Source organism: Klebsiella sp. C283 (assembly GCF_048822555.1).
GTDB classification, from domain to species: domain Bacteria; phylum Pseudomonadota; class Gammaproteobacteria; order Enterobacterales; family Enterobacteriaceae; genus Klebsiella; species Klebsiella quasipneumoniae.
Genome location: NZ_JBMEZS010000011.1, coordinates 1 through 21,235 on the forward strand (window position 1 = coordinate 1; position 21,235 = coordinate 21,235).

Sequence of the window (21,235 nt, forward strand, 5' to 3'; positions counted from 1 at the left end):
GCAATTGTAGTGGCAGAATATCGCCAGGTATAGAAAAAAGAAAATGCGCCACGGAGGGCGCATCAGGAAGGCAGGGGCTTTTAGTTACCCTCGCTCCGCGCCTGCGCCCCGGGAGGCGGCAGGCGAAAGCCAACATGTTAGTCACACTGAACTTTAATCGCCAGGCCGCCTCGCGAGGTTTCGCGGTACTTGGCGTTCATGTCTTTGCCGGTTTCGTACATGGTCTCGATCACTTTATCGAGCGAGACGCGCGGTTCGCTGGTGCGGCGCATCGCCATCCGCGCGGCGTTGATCGCTTTCACGGAGGCGATGGCGTTACGTTCTATGCACGGCACCTGTACCTGGCCGGCGACCGGGTCGCAGGTCAGGCCGAGGTTGTGTTCCATACCGATCTCCGCCGCCACGCAGACCTGCTCCGGGCTGGCGCCGAGCAGTTCAGCCAGACCCGCCGCCGCCATCGAGCAGGCGACGCCCACTTCGCCCTGACAGCCGACTTCGGCGCCGGAAATGGAGGCATTCATCTTGTACAGCGCGCCGATCGCACCGCAGGCCATAAAGTAGCGGATATAGATCTCCGGGCTGACGGATTCGATAAAGTGATCGTAATAGGCGAGTACCGCCGGAACGATGCCGCAGGCGCCGTTGGTCGGCGCGGTCACCACGCGACCGCCGGCGGCGTTCTCTTCATTGACCGCCAGCGCGAACATGTTGACCCAGTCAACGACGTTCATCGGATCGCTGGAGAGCTTATCGCTGGCCACCAGCAGACGACGCAGCGCCGAGGCGCGACGCGGCACGCGCAGCGGGCCAGGCAGCACGCCTTCGGTGTTCATGCCGCGGTCGATACAGGCGCGCATGGTCTGCCAGACATTAGCGAAATAGTCCTCGATCTCTTTTTTGCTGTGCAGCGCCAGCTCGTTCTGCATCACCATCCCGGAGAGCGACAGGCCGGTCTCTTTGCAGTAGGCCAGCATTTCCTGCGCCGATTTAAACGGGTAGGGCACCTGTAGTTCGTTGGCGTTTTCTTTGCCGAAGTGCTCTTCGTCGACGATAAAGCCGCCGCCAATCGAGTAATAGGTCTTGCAGTAGATCTCTTTCTCGCCGGCCCAGGCATGAATGGTCATGCCGTTTTCGTGCAGCGGCAGATTGTCGCTGCGAAAACGCATGCCGTCATCCGCCGGGAAGTCGACTTCGTGCTGACCGTTGGCCAGCAGCAGACGGCCGCGTGTCTCGACGTCACGGATAAATGCCGGTATCGCGTCTATATCGACCGTATCGGGCTGATTGCCCGCCAGTCCCATGATAATGGCGATGTCCGTATGGTGGCCTTTGCCGGTTAATGACAGCGAACCGTAGACGTCAACCGCCACGCGGGTCACTGCATTAAGCAATCCTTTTTCGACCAGGTCATCGACGAACTGTTTACCGGCCTTCATCGGGCCAACAGTGTGGGAAGATGAGGGACCAATCCCCACCTTGAACATGTCGAATAGACTAATCACGATAATACTCCTGACAGGGTTACCGCGGGTGCGGTAACGATGTAATAACTGCGCATAGTGTAAGAGGGAAGCGCCCTGTCAGTTCAACTATTCACATGAATTAAACTAATGGATAACCGCGATTTTACTAATAGTGAGAGCGCCCTCTCATAATCAGTATAGCTAAGGGCGCGCGCCTATCTGCAGCGCCAGCTCGCGAATGATCCCGGCGGTCATCCCCCAGACAAAATAATGCTGGTACCAGGAGAGCCAGACGCGGTGGTCGTTGCCCCGGCGGTGGATATCGAGCGGATGATAGCGCCCGAGGCGCAGGGCCTCGGCGAGCGGCATTTCAAATACCGCGGAGACTTCGTCCTGGCTGGCGTGATAGTGCAGATCCGGCGGAATAATACCCACCACCGGCGTCACCTGGAAGCCGGTGACGCTGTCCACCGGCGGCAGAACGCCAATCACCTCAACCGTCTCCGGCGGGATCGCCACCTCTTCCTGGGCTTCGCGCAGAGCGGCGGCGATAAGGGTCGCATCGGTATTATCTACCGCCCCGCCGGGAAAGGCGACCTGGCCGGCGTGCTTGCGCAGCAGCGGCGAGCGCTGGGTCAGCAGCAGGCCAGGCTGCGGCCGGCGCACGATCGGCACCAGTACCGCCGCCTGCCGCTGATTGAGCGCATGGCGCGAAGGCTGAGGGCGCAGCAGCTGGAAGCGGGACAGAAAATCATCCAGATTGAGGGCGTGGTCCGCCATGGTCTAGTTCTCCAGTTGGTGCAGGATACGATTAACTTTATCAAAAGTTTCCTGATATTCCGCATCTTCCTCGCTGTCCGCGACGATACCGCCTCCGGCGGAGCAATACAGTTGCCCCTGCCAGGCCGTCAGGGTGCGAATGGTGATGCTGGTATCCATATTGCCGCAATAGCTCAGATAGCCGACGCTCCCGCACCAGGCGTTGCGTCGCTGGGGTTCCAGTTCATCAATAATCTCCATCGCCCGTACCTTCGGCGCGCCGGTGATCGACCCTCCGGGGAAGGCGGCGCGCAGCAGATCGCTGGCATGAAGCGTCGCCGGCAGGCGGGCGGTGATGGTGCTGACCAGATGATGGACCGCCGGGAACGGCTCCACCACGAACAGCTCGGGGACCCGCACGCTGCCCGGGACGGCGACGCGGCCGATGTCGTTGCGCATCAGGTCGACAATCATTAAATTCTCAGCGCGGTCTTTCGGCGAGTTCGCCAGCTTCTCCGCCTGCTGCGCATCCGCCAGCGGCGAATCGAGCCGCGGCAGGGTGCCCTTAATCGGGCGCGTCTGGATCTCACCCTGGCGGAGCTGAATAAATCGCTCCGGCGACAGGCTTAAAATCGCCCCTTCCGCAAGGCGGATGAAGGCGCTAAAGGGGGCGCGGTTGGCGGCGTTCAGCCGGCGGAAGGCCAGCCATTCATCCCCGACGTAGCGGGCCTGAAAACGCTGGGCGAGGTTGACCTGATAGCAGTCACCGCTGCGCAGATAGGCCTGCACCTGACGAAATTTCTCGCCATACTGCTGGCGGTTCATATTTGACTGCCAGGCCGAGGTCAGGGCGAAGGTTTCACCCGGCGTCGGCGTTTGCGCCTCCAGCCACTGCAGACGCTGCTGCGGGTCGTCATAGCTGAGCAGCGACACCTGCTGGCGCTGATGGTCGACGATCAGCGCCCAGTCATAAATCCCCACCGCCATATCCGGCAGCGCGATATCGGCCTGCGCGGCAGCGGGAAGTCGCTCAAAACGGCGGCCCAGATCGTAACCGAAAAGCCCCAGCGCGCCGCCAAGAAACGGCAGATCCTCATGGGGCTGCGGCGTGAACGGCTGACGATCCAGCTGCTGCTGAAGCAGTTGCAGCGGATCGTCAGCCGAGACACAAACGGTCTCGCCGTCATCGATCCAGGTCTGTTCACCGCGCGTCAGCAACGTGGCGCGCGGGGCCGCCACCAGGATATCAAAACGGTTATGCGGATGGTCGGCAAAGCCGGAATGCAGCAGCATCGCCCAGGGCGTGGCGCTTAACGGCGTAAAATAGTATTCGGCGGCATCCGGGCGCCAGGGCAGGGTAATAATCGCGGGGGACAACATCTTTCTCGATCCTGAACGTTACCGTCCCTCTGGCGTAGGCGGGGACGGCGTGAAATAATTACGCCCCACAATGTAGCAGGAGTACAAGATGTTTGCAGGTTTACCTTCGCTGAGCCACGAGCAACAGCAAAAAGCGGTCGAACGTATCCAGGAACTGATGGCCCAGGGGATGAGCAGCGGCCAGGCGATTGCCCTGGTGGCGGAAGAGCTACGCGCGACGCATACCGGCGAACGGATCGTCGCGCGCTTTGAAGATGAAGACGAAGACGAGTAATTACACCGCGGCGATGATTTTGATCTCAACTTTATATTGTGGGTTCATCAGCGTCGCTTCCACCGTGCAGCGCACCGGGGCGTGACCGGCTACCACCCAGGCGTCCCAGGCTTTATTCATCGCCGCAAAGTCGCTTTTGTCGGCAAGGAAAATAGTGGCGTCAAGAATACGCGACTTGTCGCTGCCCTGTTTTTCCAGCACCGCGTCAATCTGCGCCAGGGTGTTGGCGGTCTGCTCGAAGGCATCGGCATCAAGATTCGCCGGTACGCCGGTGTAGTAAAGGGTCTGATTGTGGATCACTACATCTGACCAGCGGGCTTCGGCATCAATACGCGTAATTGTCATTTCTCATTCCTCTTTGAGCATTCCATTCGGCAGCGGCAAGACTGCCATAATGTTCCGCTCGCGTCACTACCCGGACTGGCGAAACGCCGTCCTCCCTGACATAATCACTGTCCAAATAACCAGGGGGCAATGTGATCGACGATTTTGCAGCAGACGGCCAGCTAGCCAAAGCCATACCGGGATTTAAACCGCGCGAGCCGCAGCGCCAGATGGCGGTGGCGGTCAGCGAAGCGATTGAGGCCTCCCGGCCGCTGGTGGTGGAAGCGGGGACCGGAACCGGTAAAACCTACGCTTACCTGGCGCCGGCGCTGCGGGCGAAAAAAAAGGTGATTATCTCCACCGGGTCGAAAGCGCTGCAGGATCAGCTCTACAGCCGCGATCTGCCCACCGTCGCCAAAGCGCTCAAATTCACCGGCAAACTGGCGCTGCTAAAAGGGCGCTCCAACTACCTGTGCCTCGAACGCCTGGAACAGCAGGCGCTGGCTGGCGGCGATCTGCCGGTGCAAACCCTCAGCGACGTGATCCTCCTGCGCTCCTGGTCGAACCAAACCCAGGATGGCGATATCAGCACCTGCGCCAGCGTGGCGGAAGATTCCCAGGCCTGGCCGCTGGTCACCAGCACCAACGATAACTGCCTCGGCAGCGACTGCCCGCTGTATAAAGATTGCTTCGTGGTGAAGGCGCGTAAAAAAGCGATGGACGCCGACGTGGTGGTGGTCAACCATCATCTGTTTCTTGCCGATATGGTGGTCAAAGAGAGCGGCTTTGCCGAACTGATCCCCGAGGCGGAGGTGATGATTTTCGACGAAGCCCATCAGCTGCCGGATATCGCCAGCCAGTACTTTGGCCAGTCGCTCTCCAGCCGCCAGCTGCTGGATCTGGCGAAAGACATCACCATTGCCTACCGCACCGAACTGAAAGACACCCAGCAGCTGCAAAAATGCGCCGACCGCCTGGCGCAAAGCGCCCAGGATTTTCGCCTGCAGCTGGGGGACCCGGGCTACCGCGGCAACCTGCGCGAGCTGCTGGCGGACAGCCACATTCAGCGGGCGCTGCTGCTGCTCGATGATGCTCTTGAACTGTGTTACGACGTCGCCAAACTTTCGCTGGGGCGCTCGGCGCTGCTCGACGCCGCCTTTGAGCGCGCCACGCTTTATCGCGGGCGTCTGAAGCGGCTGAAAGAGATCAATCAGCCGGGCTACAGCTACTGGTATGAGTGCACCTCGCGCCACTTTACCCTTGCGCTGACGCCGTTGACCGTGGCCGAGAAGTTTAAAGAGGTGATGGCGCAGAAGTCGGGAAGCTGGATCTTTACCTCGGCGACGCTGTCGGTAAATGACGATCTACACCACTTCACCGCCCGGCTGGGGATCGACGAGGCGCAGACTCTGCTGCTGCCTAGCCCCTTTGACTATCAGCATCAGGCGCTGCTCTGCGTACCGCGTAATCTACCGCTGCCGAACCAGCCCGGCGCGGCGCGCCATCTGGCGGCCATGCTTAAACCGCTGATCGAGGCTAACGACGGTCGCTGCTTTATGCTGTGTACTTCGCACGCCATGATGCGCGATCTGGCGGAGCAGTTCCGCGCCACCATGACCCTGCCGGTGCTGCTGCAGGGGGAGACCAGTAAAGGCCAGCTGCTGCAGCAGTTCGTCAACGCCGGCAACGCCCTACTGGTGGCCACCAGCAGCTTCTGGGAAGGGGTCGATGTGCGCGGAGACGCGCTGTCGCTGGTGATCATCGATAAGCTGCCGTTTACCTCGCCGGACGACCCGCTGCTGAAAGCGCGGATGGAAGATTGCCGGCTACGCGGCGGCGATCCGTTCGATGAAGTGCAGCTCCCGGACGCGGTGATCACCCTCAAGCAGGGGGTGGGCCGGCTGATCCGCGATATCGACGACCGTGGGGTGCTGGTTATCTGTGACAATCGGCTGGTGATGCGCCCTTACGGCGCGGTGTTCCTGGCCAGCCTGCCGCCCGCGCCGCGGACCCGCGATATCCGCCGGGCGGTGCGCTTCCTCGCCGTGCCGCCGGCAAGGTAATCCGCCCTAAAATGTGTTAAGCTGCGCGCCATTTTGTTAATTAGCGGTTCCCACTAGACTTCGGGCGGTGTGGCGACGGATTGACCGTCTGCCGGTAAACAGGCTGCCTGAAGGCCTGAACTATGTAACGAGAGCGTGACCACCCATGCGAATTTTGGCTATCGATACCGCCACAGAGGCCTGCTCCGCGGCGCTGTGGAATGATGGCACCCTTAGTGCTCATTTCGAAATTTGTCCCCGCGAACACACCCAACGTATCCTGCCGCTGGTGCAGGAGGTTCTCACCGAGAGCGGCACCACCCTGACCGAGCTGGACGCGCTGGCCTTTGGCCGCGGCCCGGGCAGCTTTACCGGCGTGCGTATCGGCATCGGTATCGCCCAGGGGCTGGCGCTCGGCGCGGAGCTGCCGATGATCGGCGTTTCCACGCTGGCCACCATGGCGCAAGGCGCCTGGCGCAAAACCTGCGCCACCCGCGTGCTGGCGGCGATTGACGCCAGGATGGGTGAAGTCTACTGGGCTGAGTACCAGCGCGACGAGCAGGGCGTCTGGCACGGCGAAGAGACGGAAGCGGTGCTCAAACCGGACGCGGTGGCCGAACGGCTGGCGCAGCTTTCCGGCGAATGGGCCACCGTCGGCACCGGCTGGCAGGCGTGGCCGGATCTGGCGAAAGAGAGCGGACTGACCTTAAGCAGCGGCGAAATTGAACTGCCGGCGGCAGAGGATATGCTGCCGTTAGCCTGTTATCTGCTGGCGGCAGGGAAAACCGTGGCCGTGGAGAAAGCGGAGCCGGTTTATTTGCGTAACGAGGTGGCGTGGAAGAAACTTCCGGGCCGCGAGTGAATCTCAGTAACAAGAAGACTGAGAAAAGGAGTCGCATCATGGCGGGTCAAAAACAGGGCGTTCGCTGGCTGCTGGCCGCGGCGGTTGCCGTTGCGCTGAGCGGCTGCGTATCGGTGCCGGATGCCATCAAAGGCACCAGCCCCACGCCGCAGCAGGATTTGGTGCGGGTGATGAACGCCCCGCAGCTGTACGTTGGTCAGGAAGCGCGCTTTGGCGGCAAGGTGGTCAACGTGCAGAACCAGCAGGGTAAAACCCGCTTAGAAATCGCTACCGTGCCGCTGGACAGCGGTGCGCGGCCGGAACTGGGCGAACCCTCGCGCGGGCGAATCTTTGCCGATGTTAACGGCTTCCTCGATCCGGTGGACTTCCGGGGTCAGCTGGTGACCGTTGTCGGGCCGATTGCCGGGGTGGTGGATGGCAAGGTGGGTAGCACGCCCTACAAATTTATGCTGATGAACGCCACCGGCTACAAACGCTGGAACGTGGTGCAGCAGGTGGTGATGCCCCCGCAGCCCATCGACCCGTGGATGCTGGGTCCCCGCCCCTGGGGGTACGGCTATGGCGGATGGGGATGGTACAACCCCGGCCCTGCTGAGGTAAGAAACGTTGTAACTGAATGATTTTGTTGTTTTTGTTAGTTCAAAGAAACAGCGGCCAGTCCGCTGTTTCTTTGTTTTCAGTCGAATAAGAAAAAAAATAGTGACGCGCTTCGCAACCTGCTCATTGCCTAATTAATAAACTGGTACGCTGAGTTAATATAATGTTAACAAAGTGTATTTTCCAGGGGCTGTGATGACGACGAATAACTATTTCAGAGGTGATGCAGTGAAAAAGGTTTGGCTAAACCGTTATCCCGCAGATGTTCCGGCGGAGATAAATCCTGACCGCTATCAATCCCTGGTTGAACTGTTTGAACATGCCACCACCCGCTACGCCGACCAACCGGCGTTTATCAATATGGGTGAAGTGATGACCTACCGTAAGCTGGAAGAGCGCAGTCGCGCCTTCGCCGCTTACCTTCAGGAGGGCTTAGGGTTACAGAAGGGCGATCGGGTGGCCCTGATGATGCCTAACCTGCTGCAGTATCCGGTGGCCCTGTTTGGCATCCTGCGCGCCGGGATGATCGTGGTCAACGTCAACCCCTTATATACCCCGCGTGAACTGGAGCATCAGCTCAACGACAGCGGCGCGGCGGCGATCGTCATCGTCTCCAACTTTGCCCATACCCTGGAAAAAGTGGTGGCGAAGACCCAGGTGAAACACGTGATCCTGACGCGCATGGGCGATCAGCTCTCCACCGCCAAAGGCACGCTGGTGAACTTTGTGGTCAAGTACATCAAGCGCCTGGTGCCGAAGTACCATCTGCCGGATGCCATCTCGTTTCGCAGCGCGCTGCAGCACGGCTATCGCATGCAGTACGTGAAGCCGGAGATCGTAGCGGAAGATCTGGCGTTTCTGCAGTACACCGGAGGCACTACCGGGGTGGCTAAAGGGGCGATGCTGACCCATCGCAACATGCTGGCCAACCTCGAGCAGGTCAATGCCACCTACGGCCCGCTGCTGCATCGCGGCAAAGAGTTCGTGGTGACCGCGCTGCCGCTGTATCACATTTTCGCCCTCACCATGAACTGCCTGCTGTTTATCGAGCTGGGCGGGCAGAATCTGCTGATCACCAACCCGCGCGACATACCCGGACTGGTGAAGGAGCTGGCGAAATATCCCTTTACCGCCATGACCGGGGTCAATACCCTGTTCAACGCCTTGCTGAACAACAAAGAGTTCCAGCAGCTTGATTTCTCCTCGCTGCACCTCTCCGCCGGCGGCGGCATGCCGGTGCAGCAGGCGGTGGCTGAGCGCTGGGTGAAACTGACCGGGCAATATCTGCTTGAGGGCTACGGACTGACCGAGTGTTCGCCGCTGGTCAGCGTCAACCCCCACGATATCGACTACCACAGCGGCAGCATTGGTCTGCCGGTGCCTTCCACCGAAGCCAAACTGGTGGATGATGACGATAACGAAGTGGCGCCGGGCCAGCCTGGCGAACTCTGTATCAAGGGGCCGCAGGTGATGCTGGGCTACTGGCAGCGACCTGACGCGACGGATGAGATCATCAAGAACGGCTGGCTGCACACCGGGGATATCGCGGTGATGGATGAAGAGGGGTTCCTGCGCATCGTCGATCGGAAAAAAGATATGATCCTGGTGTCGGGTTTTAACGTCTATCCGAATGAAATCGAAGATGTGGTCATGCAGCACAGCGGCGTGCTGGAGGTGGCGGCCATCGGCGTGCCGTCCGGCAGCAGCGGCGAAGCGGTGAAGATCTTCGTGGTGAAGAAAGATGCCGCGTTAACCGAAGAAGCGCTGATTACGTTCTGCCGACGCCATTTGACCGGCTATAAAGTGCCGAAACTGGTGGAATTCCGTGACGAACTGCCGAAATCCAACGTCGGGAAAATTTTGCGGCGAGAACTGCGTGACGAAGCGCGCGCTAAAGTGGACAATAAAGGCTGAGTAACGAATGAGTCGCCAGACGCCGGCTACGCCGGCGTTTTTTATGGGCGCAAGTTAAGAGAGTATGCTTTGAACTATCAGATGATCACCACCGACGATGGCCTGCGCGCTGTCTGCGAAGCGGCAAGCGCGGCCTCCGCCGTCGCTCTGGATACGGAATTTGTCCGTACCCGCACCTATTACCCGCAGCTGGGCCTGCTGCAGCTGTTCGACGGCCACCAGGTCTCTCTGATCGATCCCTTGACGATTAACGACTGGGCGCCGATGCGCGACCTGCTGCTCAATCCGGATGTGACCAAATATCTGCATGCCGGCAGCGAAGATTTAGAAGTCTTCCTCAACGCGTTCAACCTGATGCCGCAGCCGCTGATCGACACCCAGATCCTGGCGGCCTTCTGCGGTCGGCCGATGTCCTGGGGCTTTGCCTCGATGGTGGAAGAGTATTCCGGGGTCGCGCTGGACAAAAGCGAATCCCGCACCGACTGGCTGGCGCGACCGCTGACCGAGCGTCAGTGTGAATACGCTGCGGCCGACGTCTGGTACCTGCTGCCGATCGCCAGCCAATTAATGGCGGAGACCGATCGCGCGGGCTGGCTATCGGCGGCACTGGACGAATGCCGCCTGATGCAGCAGCGCCGTCAGGAGGTGGTCGACCCGGCCGAGGCCTGGCGCGATATCGGCAACGCCTGGCAGCTGCGTACCCGCCAGCTGGGCTGCCTGCAGCTGCTGGCGGAGTGGCGTCTGCGCAAAGCGCGTGAACGCGACCTGGCGGTGAACTTTGTGGTGCGGGAAGAGCATCTGTGGAGCGTGGCGCGCTATATGCCCACCAGCCTCGGCGAGCTCGACAGCCTCGGGTTGTCCGGTAGCGAAATTCGCTTCCATGGCAAAACGCTGATCGGCCTGGTCGAGAAAGCCCAGGCGCTGCCGGAGTCGTCGCTGCCGGCGCCGCTGCAGAATCTGATCGACATGCCGGGCTACCGCAAAGCCTTTAAAGAGATTAAAGCGCTGGTGCAGGAAGTGAGCGCGGAGAAGGGCGTAAGCGCGGAGCTACTGGCGTCGCGTCGACAGATCAACCAGCTGCTGAACTGGCACTGGCAGCTGAAAACGCAGGCCGCTGAGCCTGAGCTGATTTCCGGTTGGCGTGGTGAGCTGATGGGCGAACGGCTGAAGAGGCTGTTAAACGACTATCCGCGCTAGCGGGCGGTCTGGTTCAGGGTATAAAAAAACCGGCGGCGCGTGGCGTAGCCGGTTTTTTTCGGGATGGAACAGCAGGTCAGGGTTTCGACTCTTCCGTTTCGGGTAGGGTCACGTTCAGCTCAAGAATGGAAATATCACCGTCCCGTTGCTCCAGCTGCACGCTGACCATCTCCGGGTCGATCTGCACGTATTTACAGATCACTTCCAGGATATCTTTGCGCAACTGCGGCAGGTAATGCGGCTCCGCGTCTCCGCGGCGGCGCTCGGCGACGATGATTTGCAGGCGTTCTTTCGCAATATTAGCCGTGTTCTTTTTTCGCGAGAGAAAAAAGTCGAGTAAAGCCATAATTTATCCTCCGAACAGGCGTTTGAGGAATCCTTTCTTCTCTTCTTCAATGAAGCGGAAAGGGCGTTCTTCTCCGAGCAGACGTTCAACGGTATCGGCATAGGCTTTGCCTGCGTCCGACGCGGCATCGAGGATCACGGGCTCACCCTGGTTGGATGCGCGCAGGACTGACTGGTCTTCCGGGATCACGCCCACCAGGTTGATGCGCAGAATCTCCAGCACGTCTTCCATGCTCAGCATATCGCCTTTATTGACGCGGCCTGGATTGTAGCGGGTCAGCAGCAGGTGCTCTTTGATCGGCTCTTCGCCATTTTCCGCGCGGCGGGATTTGGAGGCGAGAATGCCAAGGATACGGTCGGAGTCGCGAACGGAGGAGACTTCCGGGTTGGTGGTGATAATGGCTTCATCAGCGAAATAGAGCGCCATCAGCGCACCGGTTTCAATGCCTGCCGGGGAATCACAGACGATGAAATCGAACTCCATCTTCTTCAGTTCTTCGAGAACTTTGTCGACGCCTTCGCGGGTCAGGGCGTCTTTATCCCGGGTCTGGGAAGCCGGGAGAATGTAGAGGTTTTCCGTGCGCTTATCTTTGATCAGCGCCTGGTTCAATGTGGCATCGCCCTGGATGACGTTGACGAAATCATAAACGACGCGACGTTCGCAGCCCATAATCAGGTCGAGGTTACGCAGGCCGATGTCGAAGTCGATAACGACGGTTTTCTTTCCCTTCTGGGCCAAACCTGTAGCGATGGCCGCGCTGGAGGTGGTCTTGCCAACGCCCCCTTTACCCGAAGTCACAACAATAATGCGTGCCATAGAAATTCCTTGTTAAAAAGGGATTAATTTAACGGTTGAATTGTCAAAGCGCTTTCGCCTAAACGCAGGCGTGCCGCTTTGCCATAAAATTCGGCCGGGATGTTATCGCTCAGCCAATATTCCCCAGCGATGGAGACCAGCTCCGCCGCAAGGTGGGTACAAAATATCTGGGCGTCTCTGTCGCCACCGGCGCCTGCCAATGCGCGTCCTCGCATCATGCCATATACATGGATATTGCCGTCAGCGATAAGTTCCGCACCGGCACTCACATGATTTGTAACAATAAGATCACAGTGTGGCGCATAAATGCGCTGACCGGAACGTACCGGCTGGTCAATCAAACGCGTTTTTGTGATCTGGTTAGCAACTGGTGGCGGCGGGGCAGGTTCGGACGGTGCCGGACGAGGGGCTTTTTCTTTCCCTTCGGTTAATAACGGGATACCGGCGCGGTCGATTTCGGTTTTCAGGCGCGGGATTTTGCATCCGCTGACGCCCATAATACGTAAACCGGTCGCGGCGATAGCCTCGTTGACGGCGCGCCATTCGACGCTCTCCTCGACGCTGGCGATATTCACCACCACCGGAGCATGGCGTAAAAAGGCGGGAGCCTGGGCGATTTTGTCTTCTAACGCCTGACGAATAACCTCGGGATTTGCATCGTGCAAATGAACGACAGATAACGTGAAGCTACTGCCTTTAAGTTCGATTGGCGTATTTGACATCCTGGCCTTACTCAATTTGCTGTTTATCGACCGCCGAAGTGCGGTGATATTCCGAAGACTAAAAGGCATGTTATAGTCACTCATATATTGAGGCAAGTGACCACGGGTCTAATTCCGAGTAAAACTATGTTTTGTGTGATCTATCGAAGTACTAAACGTGAACAAACCTATTTATACGTCGAAAAAAAGGACGATTTCTCACGCGTTCCTGACGAGCTGATGCGCGGCTTCGGCACGCCGCAAATGGCGATGCTGCTGCCGCTGGATGGGCGCAAAAAACTGGTTAACGCCGACCTGGAAAAAGTGAAACAGGCGTTAAGCGAACAGGGCTATTACCTGCAACTTCCTCCGCCGTCTGAAAATCTACTAAAGAAACACCTGGCGGAACAGGGGAAACAATCCGATTAACCCACGAGGGAAAATAATGTACCAACATCATAACTGGCAGGGAGCGCTCCTGGATTATCCGGTGAGCAAAGTGGTTTGCGTCGGCAGTAATTATGCAAAGCACATCAAGGAAATGGGCAGTGCGACGCCGGAAGAGCCGGTGCTGTTTATTAAACCTGAGAGCGCGCTGTGCGATCTCCGTCAGCCGTTGGTGCTTCCTGAGGGGCTGGGCTCGGTGCATCACGAAGTCGAGCTGGCGGTGCTGATCGGCGGTACGCTGCGTCAGGCGACGGAAGAGCATGTGCAGAAAGGGATTGCCGGCTATGGCGTCGCATTGGATCTCACCCTGCGCGACCTGCAGGCGAAGATGAAAAAGGCCGGACAGCCGTGGGAAAAGGCCAAAGGCTTCGATAACGCCTGTCCGATCTCCGGCTTTATTCCGGCCGCCGAGTTCCACGGCGACCCGCAGAATACGCCGTTAAGCCTGAAGATTAACGGCGAGGTGCGCCAGCAGGGCACCACCGCCGACATGATCCATAAGATCGTGCCGCTGATCGCCTATATGTCGCGCTTCTTTACTCTCAAAGCCGGGGACGTGATCCTCACCGGCACCCCGGAAGGGGTAGGGCCGCTGCACAGCGGCGACGAGCTGGTGGTCGGCTTCAACGGCCTGTCGCTCACCACCCGGGTACTGTAAGCGTGGTTTGCCGCCTTTTGGGGCGGCAAAACTTGCATCGTCGTGCCAGACTGGTTATAAGGTGCACCCTTAACTGGCAACGACGGACACTTCGATGAGCGAACAACCTTTCTGGCAACAAAAAACCCTGGATGACATGACCGACGCGGAGTGGGAATCGCTGTGTGACGGTTGCGGCCAGTGCTGCCTGCATAAGCTGATGGATGAAGATACCGATGAGATCTACTTCACCAACGTCGCCTGCCGTCAGCTCAATATCAAAACCTGCCAGTGCCGTAACTACGAGCGTCGCTTCGAATATGAGCCGGACTGCATCAAGCTCACGCGCGAAAATCTGCCGACTTTCGAATGGCTGCCGCCGACCTGCGCCTATCGCCTGCTGGCGGAAGGCAAGCCTCTGCCGGCCTGGCACCCGCTGCTGACCGGCTCAAAAGCGGCGATGCACGGCGAACGCATCTCCGTCCGTCATATTGCGGTGCCCGAGTCCACCGTTGTCGACTGGCAGGACCACATCCTCAATCTGCCTGACAGGGCGCGGTAAGCGCCGTCACGCTTTTTTCGCGTGGAACAGCCCGTTTTCACCGTCGGTTTCATCCGCCACCCAGAAGTGAATATTGAAGCGGGCATCGTCGCTGAGTTCGACGCGGTGCCAGTACTGCGGCGGACTGGTGGCAAACTGCCCGGCATGAATGACGACTTTTTTCTCCGGCTCCGTCGCCTGTTCATTGGCAAAACCGTAATAGGTCACCGTACCTTCCATGACGCACAGCTGACCGAAGACGCCGGCTGCGGTGTTGTGGTGGCTCAGCAGGGCGGCGGGGACGTTCTCTTTGGTAAAGAACGGGGTGGAGCGTTTAACTTTCCAGTCTGCGGGGATCAGTAAAGATGACATGTGAGCTCCTGTGGGGCTATATAAGATGTATTAAATATGCATCTTTTGGCGGCCGTGGTCAACCACAGACAGGAAACGATTCAGCGATGAACAGCAGGCACAAAAAAACGCCCCGGAGGGCGTTTCATAATGCGCGGGACTCACAGCGGCTTAGCGGCCAAACAGATCGCGCTTTTTCGCTTTAAAAGGCTGAGCAACGATCACCAGGATAGCCACCACCAGATAGGCCGCGAAAATGCCCACCAGCCATTGCGGCATCTCCAGCGACAGGAACTGCCACTGGCGTACCGAACAGTCGCCGGACGCGACAAACACCTGCGGCAACCATTTATCCAGCGGCAGCCAGCTCGGGAAGCGGGCGGCGAAATCACAGGTCTGGAACGGCGATGGGTGCAACTGGATCATCGTATGTTCCCACGCCAGCTGCAGCCCACGTACCGCGCTGTACAGCCAAATCAGCATGGCGACATAGCGCAGCGGCGTTTTGGGGGCAATGGCGCCCACCAGGCCCGCGCCCATGATGCCAAACAGGGCGCAGCGTTCATAAATGCACATCACACACGGCTGCAGCAGCATCACGTGCTGGAACCACAGCGCGACGAGTTCGAGAATGAACGCGGTCAATGCCATCAGGAGCCAGGCGCCGCGTCCCCGCGAGCACTGGTTTAAATATTGCAACATAATCATTTCCCTGGAAGATGCTAAATCATGGCAGTGTAAACGAAAACCGAACCGACGCCAGCGGCCCGGCGGAAAATATTACGTAACTGGTTATTGAATCGCCCGGGCGAACCCGGGCGACAGGTGGATCAGGGCAGGGTGGGGGTAACCAGCCAGCCGTGAGCCAGCAACCATTCGGTGACCGGCATCAGGGTGAACTCGACGCACAGCAGGCCGACCAGCGTCAGCACGAGGGTGTAGGGCAGAGCCATCCACACCATGCGGCCATAGGAGAGCCGGATAAGCGGCGCCAGCGCGGAAGTCAGCAGGAAGAGGAATGCCGCCTGGCCGTTCGGGGTGGCCACTGACGGCAGGTTGGTGCCGGTGTTGATCGCCACCGCCAGCATCTCAAACTGCTTCAGGCTGATGGCGCCATGCTCGAGGGCGGTTTTCGCTTCGTTGATGTAGACCGTACCGACAAAAACGTTATCCGAGATGGACGACAGCAGGCCGTTAAACAGATAAAACAGCGACAGCTGCGCGTGCGGCGAGGCCTGCAGAACAAACTCGATGACCGGCGTGAACAGCTGCTGGTCGATGATCACCGCCACAACGGCAAAGAATACCGTCAGCAGCGCGGTGAAGGGCAACGCCTCGGTGAACGCCTTGCCAATCGCATGTTCATCGGTCACGCCGGTAAAGGTGGTAGCGAGAATGATCACCGACAGGCCAATGAGGCCGACTTCGGCAAGGTGCAAAGCGAGGGCTGCGATCAGCCAGACGCCAATCAGCGCCTGGGCAATCAGCCGCAGCCGTTCCTGACGACTGCGCTGCGCGCGGCTGCGATCGTCAAAGTCCTGCAGCACCTTTCGGACCGTCGGCGGCAGCGGTTCGCCGTAGCCAAACAGGCGATACTTTTCCACCAGCAGACAGGTCAGCAGCCCGCAGATCAGCACCGGCAGCGTGATGGGCGACATGCGAATGAAGAATTCGCCAAAATGCCAGCCCGCCGCTTTGGCGATAATCAAGTTTTGCGGCTCGCCGACCATGGTCATGACGCCGCCGAGCGCGGTACCGACGCCGGCGTGCATCATCAGGCTGCGCAGAAAACCGCGGAACTGCTCCAGCACCTCGCGGTAGTGCTGATCGATATGGCTGTCGTCCTGCATATCGCTATCGTCGGGGCGCGCCGAGGCGACGCGGTGATAGATGCCGTAAAACCCGACGGCGACGCTAATTACCACCGCCACCACGGTGAGCGCATCGAGAAAGGCGGAGAGAAAGGCGGCGGCCAGGCAGAAGGCCAGCGACAGCAGCATTTTGCTGCGGATGCCGAGCAGCAGGCGCGTAAAGACGAACAGCAGCAGCTGCTTCATAAAGTAGATGCCCGCCACCATGAACATCAGCAGGAGCAGCACTTCCAGGTTGCTGGCGATCTCTTCCCGCACATGACCCGGGCTGGTCATGCCGATCAGCACCGCTTCAAATGCCAGCAGCCCCCCCGGCAGCAGTGGATAGCACTTCAGCGCCATGGCGAGGGTAAAGATAAACTCAACCACCAGCAGCCAGCCGGCGACAAACGGCGCTAAGGCGAACACCAGCGGATTGATGATTAAGAAAATAATTAATGCCAGCTTGTACCAGTCAGGCGACTGGCCAAGAAAATTGCGCCACAGCGCGCGGCCATAAGAAATTTCCACGACAGAATCCTTCCCCGTCAGTTAGTACATGATTTTGTGCGTAACGATTGGCAAGAGTATCAGTTGAGCAAAATGAGAAGCAACTTTCTTCGCAGCTCGGCGGCGGCTACGGGCGAGAAGGAAAAGCGTAAAGTAAAAACGGAAAATGAAACGGCGATCCCTTTTTAATTCACTTGCGATGCTATCTGCGCTATAGCGGCTCTGGTATGATGAGTGCAATTGCAACAATGTGTAATGGAAATATTATTATGGTCATTAAGGCGCAGAGCCCTGCGGGTTTCGCGGAAGAGTATATCATTGAGAGCATCTGGAATAACCGCTTCCCACCTGGATCGATTCTCCCCGCTGAACGCGAGCTTTCTGAGCTGATCGGTGTCACCCGCACCACTCTGCGCGAAGTGTTGCAGCGTCTGGCGCGTGACGGCTGGTTGACCATTCAGCACGGCAAACCCACCAAAGTGAACAACTTCTGGGAGACCTCCGGGCTGAATATCCTTGAAACGCTGGCGCGTCTCGATCACGACAGCGTCCCGCAGCTGATTGATAACCTGCTCTCCGTGCGCACCAATATTTCCACGATTTTTATTCGCACCGCGTTCCGTCAGCATCCGGATAAAGCGCTGGCGGTGCTGGACAGCGCCCGGGAAGTGGAAGATCACGCCGACGCCTTCGCCGACCTCGATTACAACATTTTCCGCGGTCTGGCGTTCGCCTCCGGCAATCCGATCTATGGTCTGATCCTCAACGGCATGAAGGGGCTGTATACCCGCATTGGCCGCCACTATTTCTCCAGCCCGGAAGCGCGCAGCCTGGCGCTGGGCTTTTATCATCAGCTGGCGAAGGTGTGCGAAGGCGGCCTGCACGATCAGGTGTATGAGCTGGTTCGTCGCTACGGCCATGACAGCGGCGAGATCTGGCACCGGATGCAGAAATCGCTGCCCGGCGATTTAGCCATGAATGTGCGTTAAGCTGGCTATTCGCCATCGATAAACACAATAAGGGGGCCAATGGCCCCCTTCGTCGTTTTATACGTCCCGCAAAGCTATAGCGCGTTCGGCCGCGCCGGGCAGCGGTCCAGTAGCTCAATGCTGCCGTCGGCGTTCTGCTGCTCCAGCAGCACATCGAACCCCCACAGACGATGCACATGTTTCAGCACTTCGCGCCTCCCTTTGTCCAGCGGGACACGGTTGTGCGGCACATAGCGCAACGTCAGCGAGCGGTCGCCGCGCAGGTCAACGTTCCACACCTGGATATTCGGCTCAAGATTGCTGAGGTTATATTGCGCTGAGAGCTTGTTGCGGATCTCGCGATAGCCCTCTTCGTTGTGGATCGCCGAGATCTCGAGATAATTGTTGTGGTCGTCGTCGAGCACGGTGAAGAAGCGGAAATCGCGCATGATCTTCGGCGACAGGAACTGGCTGATAAAGCTCTCATCCTTGAAGTCGCGCATGGCGAAATGCAGCGTTTCCAGCCAGTCGGAACCGGCGATATCCGGGAACCAGTACTTGTCCTCTTCGGTGGGCGACTGGCAGATGCGCTTGATGTCCTGGAACATGGCGAAGCCCAGCGCGTAGGGGTTAATCCCACTGTACCACGGACTGTTGTATGGCGGCTGGAACACCACGTTCGTGTGGCTGTGGAGAAACTCCAGCATAAAGCGCTCGGTCACTTTCCCTTCATCATAGAGATGATTGAGGATGGTGTAGTGCCAGAAGGTGGCCCACCCCTCGTTCATCACCTGGGTCTGTTTCTGCGGGTAGAAATACTGGCTGACTTTGCGCACGATGCGCAGGATCTCGCGCTGCCACGATTCCAGCAGCGGGGCGTTCTTCTCCATAAAGTACAGCAGGTTCTCCTGCGGTTCAGAAGGGTAGCGGCGGGCGGACTCAATCGCCTTCTCCTCTTCGCGCTTCGGCAGGGTGCGCCACAGCATATTCACCTGGCTCTGCAGATACTCTTCCCGGCTTTTCTGCCGCGCCTTCTCCTCCTGCAGAGAGATTTTTTGCGGACGTTTATAGCGGTCGACGCCGTAGTTCATCAGCGCATGGCAGGAGTCGAGCAGTTTCTCCACTTCGTCGACGCCATAGCGTTCTTCGCACTCGGTAATGTATTTGCGGGCGAAGATCAGGTAGTCGATGATTGAGCTGGCGTCGGTCCAGCTGCGAAACAGGTAATTGTTTTTAAAGAACGAGTTATGCCCGTAGCAGGCGTGCGCCATCACCAGCGCCTGCATGGTGATGGTGTTTTCTTCCATCAGGTAGGCGATACAGGGGTTGGAGTTGATGACAATCTCATACGCCAGGCCCTGCTGGCCGTGCTTATAGGCCTGCTCGGTCTCAATGAATTTTTTGCCGAACGACCAGTGCGGATAGTTGATGGGCATGCCGACGCTGGAGTAGGCGTCCATCATCTGCTCGGAAGTAATGACTTCGATCTGGTGCGGGTAGGTGTCAAGACGATAGAGCTTAGCGACCCGGTCCACTTCGGCCAGGTAGGTCTCCAGTAACTCAAACGTCCAGTCGGGTCCATCGCTTAAACGGGTGGTGTCCCTGTTCATGGAGTCAATCGTAGCCATTAGCGCGCCCTCGTTGTTGTTGGTTTTCTCTGAACGGAAAACCTCTAAACAAGCATAGAACACCGCACAGCAAACTGTGTTGTCAGCCAATCGCTTTTCTTCGCGATTTCCCCATCTCAAAGCCGTTTTTTGCGCTTATTTACAGAATATAATGCTGGGTAAAAATAAAGCGCAGCATGAGATCGTAAATCTCGCAGCGCAGGGCTGGTGCGGTTTGCTGTGAGTTAAGTCACCATAAATAAAGCGTATGTTGAATAATATTTTCATCTGAGTTATCAATTTGTAATTAGATGATTGTTCTTTAACTGTTACGGAGTCGCTATGCGTGTCGTCATACTGGGAAGTGGGGTGGTTGGGGTAGCCAGCGCGTGGTATTTGAGTCAGGCGGGTCATGAGGTGACGGTTATCGACCGTCAGCCCGGTCCGGCAGAGGAGACCAGCGCGGCCAACGCCGGGCAGATTTCTCCCGGCTATGCGGCGCCCTGGGCGGCGCCGGGGGTGCCGCTGAAGGCGATAAAATGGATGTTCCAGCGCCATGCGCCGCTGGCGATCGGCCTTGACGGCACGTCGTTCCAGCTGAAGTGGATGTGGCAGATGCTGCGCAACTGCGACACCCGCCACTATATGGAGAACAAAGGCCGGATGGTGCGCCTGGCGGAGTACAGCCGTGACTGCCTGAAGGCGCTGCGCGACACCACCGGCATTCAGTATGAAGGGCGTCAGGGCGGGACGCTGCAGCTGTTCCGTACCGCCAAACAGTATGAAAACGCCACCCGCGACATCGCGGTGCTGGAGGACGCCGGCGTGCCGTATCAGCTGCTGGAGGCGAAGCGGCTGGCGGAAGTGGAGCCCGCGCTGGCGGAGGTCAGCCACAAACTGACCGGCGGCCTGCGTCTGCCAAACGATGAAACCGGCGACTGCCAGCTGTTTACCACCCGTCTGGCGGCGATGGCGGAACAGGCCGGGGTCACCTTCCGCTTCAACACCCCGGTGGACGCCCTGCTGCAGGAGGGCGATCGCATTGCCGGGGTGAAATGCGGCGATGAGATTATCAAAGGCGACGCCTATGTGATGGCCTTCGGCTCCTACTCGACGGCGATGCTCAAGGGGCTGGTGGATATTCCGGTCTACCCGCTGAAAGGCTATTCGTTAACCATCCCGATTGCCCAGGAAGACGGCGCGCCGGTTTCCACTATCCTTGATGAGACGTATAAAATCGCCATCACCCGTTTCGATCAGCGCATTCGCGTCGGCGGTATGGCCGAGATCGTCGGTTTTAACAAAGCGCTGCTGCAGCCGCGTCGGGAAACTCTGGAAATGGTGGTGCGCGACCTGTTCCCGCGCGGCGGCCACGTTGAGCAGGCCACCTTCTGGACCGGCCTGCGGCCGATGACGCCGGACGGCACGCCGGTGGTCGGGCGCACGGCGTTTAAAAACCTGTGGCTCAACACTGGTCACGGTACCCTCGGCTGGACCATGGCCTGCGGCTCAGGGCAGCTTATCAGCGATTTGATCTCCGGCCGCACGCCGGCGATCCCTTACGACGATCTGGCGGTCGCCCGCTACAGCCCCGGGTTCACCCCGGCGCGTCCGCAGCATCTGCATGGCGCACACAACTAAGGAGCTTG

Annotated in this window: 23 protein-coding genes; 12 read left to right on the forward strand and 11 right to left on the reverse strand. The window is 58.7% G+C overall.

Features of this window, described 5'->3' with window-relative positions:
* Positions 1-137: 137 nt before the first annotated feature.
* The 3 genes from sdaA to pabB all read right to left on the reverse strand — a co-directional run bounded on the left by sdaA (position 138) and on the right by pabB (position 3,602).
* Positions 138-1,502, reverse strand: coding sequence for an L-serine ammonia-lyase (sdaA, locus tag ACOI7Z_RS20780; protein WP_004203344.1), 1,365 nt, complete (start codon positions 1,500-1,502; stop codon positions 138-140).
* A 162-nt stretch (positions 1,503-1,664) separates the two neighbouring features.
* Positions 1,665-2,243: a CoA pyrophosphatase gene (locus tag ACOI7Z_RS20785; protein WP_023290215.1), complete on the reverse strand. Its 579-nt coding sequence runs from the start codon at positions 2,241-2,243 to the stop codon at positions 1,665-1,667.
* A gap of 3 nt (positions 2,244-2,246) precedes the next feature.
* Positions 2,247-3,602: an aminodeoxychorismate synthase component 1 gene (pabB, locus tag ACOI7Z_RS20790; protein WP_137916237.1), complete on the reverse strand. Its 1,356-nt coding sequence runs from the start codon at positions 3,600-3,602 to the stop codon at positions 2,247-2,249.
* An 88-nt stretch (positions 3,603-3,690) separates the two neighbouring features.
* Between pabB and ACOI7Z_RS20795 the strand changes: the two genes are divergently transcribed.
* Positions 3,691-3,876, forward strand: a complete 186-nt coding sequence (locus ACOI7Z_RS20795; RefSeq protein ID WP_004203339.1) for a YoaH family protein — start codon at positions 3,691-3,693, stop codon at positions 3,874-3,876.
* Here the strand turns inward: ACOI7Z_RS20795 and ACOI7Z_RS20800 are convergent, their stop codons facing one another.
* On the reverse strand, positions 3,877-4,221 hold the full coding sequence (locus ACOI7Z_RS20800) for a RidA family protein (RefSeq protein ID WP_002910910.1): 345 nt from the start codon (positions 4,219-4,221) through the stop codon (positions 3,877-3,879).
* A 131-nt stretch (positions 4,222-4,352) separates the two neighbouring features.
* Between ACOI7Z_RS20800 and ACOI7Z_RS20805 the strand changes: the two genes are divergently transcribed.
* The 5 genes from ACOI7Z_RS20805 to rnd all read left to right on the forward strand — a co-directional run bounded on the left by ACOI7Z_RS20805 (position 4,353) and on the right by rnd (position 10,812).
* The gene (locus tag ACOI7Z_RS20805; RefSeq protein WP_032453357.1) at positions 4,353-6,263 is read left to right on the forward strand and encodes an ATP-dependent DNA helicase; all 1,911 of its coding nucleotides are present in this window, start codon (positions 4,353-4,355) and stop codon (positions 6,261-6,263) included.
* A 145-nt stretch (positions 6,264-6,408) separates the two neighbouring features.
* The gene (gene tsaB / locus ACOI7Z_RS20810) at positions 6,409-7,104 is read left to right on the forward strand and encodes a tRNA (adenosine(37)-N6)-threonylcarbamoyltransferase complex dimerization subunit type 1 TsaB (RefSeq protein WP_101861952.1); all 696 of its coding nucleotides are present in this window, start codon (positions 6,409-6,411) and stop codon (positions 7,102-7,104) included.
* 38 nt (positions 7,105-7,142) lie between these two features.
* Positions 7,143-7,724 (forward strand): Slp family lipoprotein, encoded by a 582-nt coding sequence (locus tag ACOI7Z_RS20815; protein ID WP_032453356.1) that lies wholly within the window; start codon positions 7,143-7,145, stop codon positions 7,722-7,724.
* Positions 7,725-7,929: 205 nt separating this feature from the next.
* Positions 7,930-9,615 (forward strand): long-chain-fatty-acid--CoA ligase FadD, encoded by a 1,686-nt coding sequence (fadD, locus tag ACOI7Z_RS20820; RefSeq protein WP_085551111.1) that lies wholly within the window; start codon positions 7,930-7,932, stop codon positions 9,613-9,615.
* 81 nt (positions 9,616-9,696) lie between these two features.
* On the forward strand, positions 9,697-10,812 hold the full coding sequence (gene rnd / locus ACOI7Z_RS20825; RefSeq protein WP_023290210.1) for a ribonuclease D: 1,116 nt from the start codon (positions 9,697-9,699) through the stop codon (positions 10,810-10,812).
* A 76-nt stretch (positions 10,813-10,888) separates the two neighbouring features.
* Here rnd and minE read toward each other — a convergent pair whose 3' ends face one another.
* From minE to minC, 3 genes are read right to left on the reverse strand one after another with little or no spacing between them, the layout of a single operon-like run.
* Complete coding sequence (minE, locus tag ACOI7Z_RS20830) at positions 10,889-11,158, reverse strand: cell division topological specificity factor MinE (protein WP_004103270.1); 270 nt, start codon at positions 11,156-11,158, stop codon at positions 10,889-10,891.
* A 3-nt stretch (positions 11,159-11,161) separates the two neighbouring features.
* Entirely contained in the window at positions 11,162-11,974 is an 813-nt protein-coding gene (gene minD, locus ACOI7Z_RS20835) for a septum site-determining protein MinD (RefSeq protein ID WP_002910900.1), read from the reverse strand.
* Between the two features lie 23 nt (positions 11,975-11,997).
* Positions 11,998-12,696 (reverse strand): septum site-determining protein MinC, encoded by a 699-nt coding sequence (gene minC / locus ACOI7Z_RS20840; RefSeq protein WP_023290209.1) that lies wholly within the window; start codon positions 12,694-12,696, stop codon positions 11,998-12,000.
* Positions 12,697-12,822: 126 nt separating this feature from the next.
* Here minC and ACOI7Z_RS20845 point away from each other — a divergent pair, with 126 nt between their 5' ends.
* The 3 genes from ACOI7Z_RS20845 (at position 12,823) to ACOI7Z_RS20855 (ending at position 14,321) form a co-directional block, all read left to right on the forward strand.
* Positions 12,823-13,104 carry a YcgL domain-containing protein gene (locus ACOI7Z_RS20845; RefSeq protein WP_004203320.1) on the forward strand — a complete coding sequence of 94 codons (282 nt, stop codon included), beginning with the start codon at positions 12,823-12,825 and terminating at the stop codon, positions 13,102-13,104.
* Positions 13,105-13,120: 16 nt separating this feature from the next.
* Positions 13,121-13,780 (forward strand): fumarylacetoacetate hydrolase family protein, encoded by a 660-nt coding sequence (locus ACOI7Z_RS20850; protein ID WP_023290208.1) that lies wholly within the window; start codon positions 13,121-13,123, stop codon positions 13,778-13,780.
* A gap of 94 nt (positions 13,781-13,874) precedes the next feature.
* The gene (locus ACOI7Z_RS20855) at positions 13,875-14,321 is read left to right on the forward strand and encodes a YcgN family cysteine cluster protein (protein ID WP_017900197.1); all 447 of its coding nucleotides are present in this window, start codon (positions 13,875-13,877) and stop codon (positions 14,319-14,321) included.
* Positions 14,322-14,327: 6 nt separating this feature from the next.
* Here ACOI7Z_RS20855 and ACOI7Z_RS20860 read toward each other — a convergent pair whose 3' ends face one another.
* The 3 genes from ACOI7Z_RS20860 to nhaB all read right to left on the reverse strand — a co-directional run bounded on the left by ACOI7Z_RS20860 (position 14,328) and on the right by nhaB (position 17,032).
* Positions 14,328-14,672, reverse strand: a complete 345-nt coding sequence (locus ACOI7Z_RS20860) for a DUF1971 domain-containing protein (protein ID WP_032453353.1) — start codon at positions 14,670-14,672, stop codon at positions 14,328-14,330.
* 150 nt (positions 14,673-14,822) lie between these two features.
* Positions 14,823-15,353: a disulfide bond formation protein DsbB gene (gene dsbB / locus ACOI7Z_RS20865; RefSeq protein ID WP_004203315.1), complete on the reverse strand. Its 531-nt coding sequence runs from the start codon at positions 15,351-15,353 to the stop codon at positions 14,823-14,825.
* A 128-nt stretch (positions 15,354-15,481) separates the two neighbouring features.
* Positions 15,482-17,032: a sodium/proton antiporter NhaB gene (nhaB, locus tag ACOI7Z_RS20870; RefSeq protein WP_087848621.1), complete on the reverse strand. Its 1,551-nt coding sequence runs from the start codon at positions 17,030-17,032 to the stop codon at positions 15,482-15,484.
* A 248-nt stretch (positions 17,033-17,280) separates the two neighbouring features.
* On the opposite strand from nhaB, the gene fadR reads away from it, so the two are divergent.
* Positions 17,281-18,000, forward strand: coding sequence for a fatty acid metabolism transcriptional regulator FadR (fadR, locus tag ACOI7Z_RS20875; protein ID WP_004203311.1), 720 nt, complete (start codon positions 17,281-17,283; stop codon positions 17,998-18,000).
* Between the two features lie 74 nt (positions 18,001-18,074).
* On the opposite strand, the gene ACOI7Z_RS20880 is transcribed toward fadR, so the two are convergent.
* Entirely contained in the window at positions 18,075-19,607 is a 1,533-nt protein-coding gene (locus tag ACOI7Z_RS20880; RefSeq protein ID WP_004203310.1) for a SpoVR family protein, read from the reverse strand.
* Between the two features lie 76 nt (positions 19,608-19,683).
* On the opposite strand from ACOI7Z_RS20880, the gene ACOI7Z_RS20885 reads away from it, so the two are divergent.
* Both ACOI7Z_RS20885 and ACOI7Z_RS20890 read left to right on the forward strand, forming a co-directional pair.
* Positions 19,684-19,830, forward strand: coding sequence for a hypothetical protein (locus ACOI7Z_RS20885; protein WP_032428909.1), 147 nt, complete (start codon positions 19,684-19,686; stop codon positions 19,828-19,830).
* A 98-nt stretch (positions 19,831-19,928) separates the two neighbouring features.
* Complete coding sequence (locus tag ACOI7Z_RS20890) at positions 19,929-21,227, forward strand: D-amino acid dehydrogenase (protein WP_044523951.1); 1,299 nt, start codon at positions 19,929-19,931, stop codon at positions 21,225-21,227.
* The last annotated feature ends 8 nt before the right edge of the window (positions 21,228-21,235 follow it).

Bases quoted from the DNA above. Each gene is read 5' to 3' on its own strand.
- tsaB (WP_101861952.1), top strand. From the start codon at position 6,409: ATGCGAATTTTGGCTATCGATACCGCCACAGAGGCCTGCTCCGCGGCG.
- pabB (WP_137916237.1), bottom strand. From the start codon at position 3,602: ATGTTGTCCCCCGCGATTATTACCCTGCCCTGGCGCCCGGATGCCGCC.
- ACOI7Z_RS20855 (WP_017900197.1), top strand. From the start codon at position 13,875: ATGAGCGAACAACCTTTCTGGCAACAAAAAACCCTGGATGACATGACC.
- ACOI7Z_RS20815 (WP_032453356.1), top strand. From the start codon at position 7,143: ATGGCGGGTCAAAAACAGGGCGTTCGCTGGCTGCTGGCCGCGGCGGTT.
- ACOI7Z_RS20845 (WP_004203320.1), top strand. From the start codon at position 12,823: ATGTTTTGTGTGATCTATCGAAGTACTAAACGTGAACAAACCTATTTA.
- ACOI7Z_RS20795 (WP_004203339.1), top strand. From the start codon at position 3,691: ATGTTTGCAGGTTTACCTTCGCTGAGCCACGAGCAACAGCAAAAAGCG.
- ACOI7Z_RS20800 (WP_002910910.1), bottom strand. From the start codon at position 4,221: ATGACAATTACGCGTATTGATGCCGAAGCCCGCTGGTCAGATGTAGTG.
- minE (WP_004103270.1), bottom strand. From the start codon at position 11,158: ATGGCTTTACTCGACTTTTTTCTCTCGCGAAAAAAGAACACGGCTAAT.
- minC (WP_023290209.1), bottom strand. From the start codon at position 12,696: ATGTCAAATACGCCAATCGAACTTAAAGGCAGTAGCTTCACGTTATCT.
- ACOI7Z_RS20890 (WP_044523951.1), top strand. From the start codon at position 19,929: ATGCGTGTCGTCATACTGGGAAGTGGGGTGGTTGGGGTAGCCAGCGCG.
- ACOI7Z_RS20880 (WP_004203310.1), bottom strand. From the start codon at position 19,607: ATGGCTACGATTGACTCCATGAACAGGGACACCACCCGTTTAAGCGAT.
- minD (WP_002910900.1), bottom strand. From the start codon at position 11,974: ATGGCACGCATTATTGTTGTGACTTCGGGTAAAGGGGGCGTTGGCAAG.
- ACOI7Z_RS20850 (WP_023290208.1), top strand. From the start codon at position 13,121: ATGTACCAACATCATAACTGGCAGGGAGCGCTCCTGGATTATCCGGTG.
- ACOI7Z_RS20785 (WP_023290215.1), bottom strand. From the start codon at position 2,243: ATGGCGGACCACGCCCTCAATCTGGATGATTTTCTGTCCCGCTTCCAG.
- dsbB (WP_004203315.1), bottom strand. From the start codon at position 15,353: ATGTTGCAATATTTAAACCAGTGCTCGCGGGGACGCGGCGCCTGGCTC.
- ACOI7Z_RS20860 (WP_032453353.1), bottom strand. From the start codon at position 14,672: ATGTCATCTTTACTGATCCCCGCAGACTGGAAAGTTAAACGCTCCACC.
- fadR (WP_004203311.1), top strand. From the start codon at position 17,281: ATGGTCATTAAGGCGCAGAGCCCTGCGGGTTTCGCGGAAGAGTATATC.
- rnd (WP_023290210.1), top strand. From the start codon at position 9,697: ATGATCACCACCGACGATGGCCTGCGCGCTGTCTGCGAAGCGGCAAGC.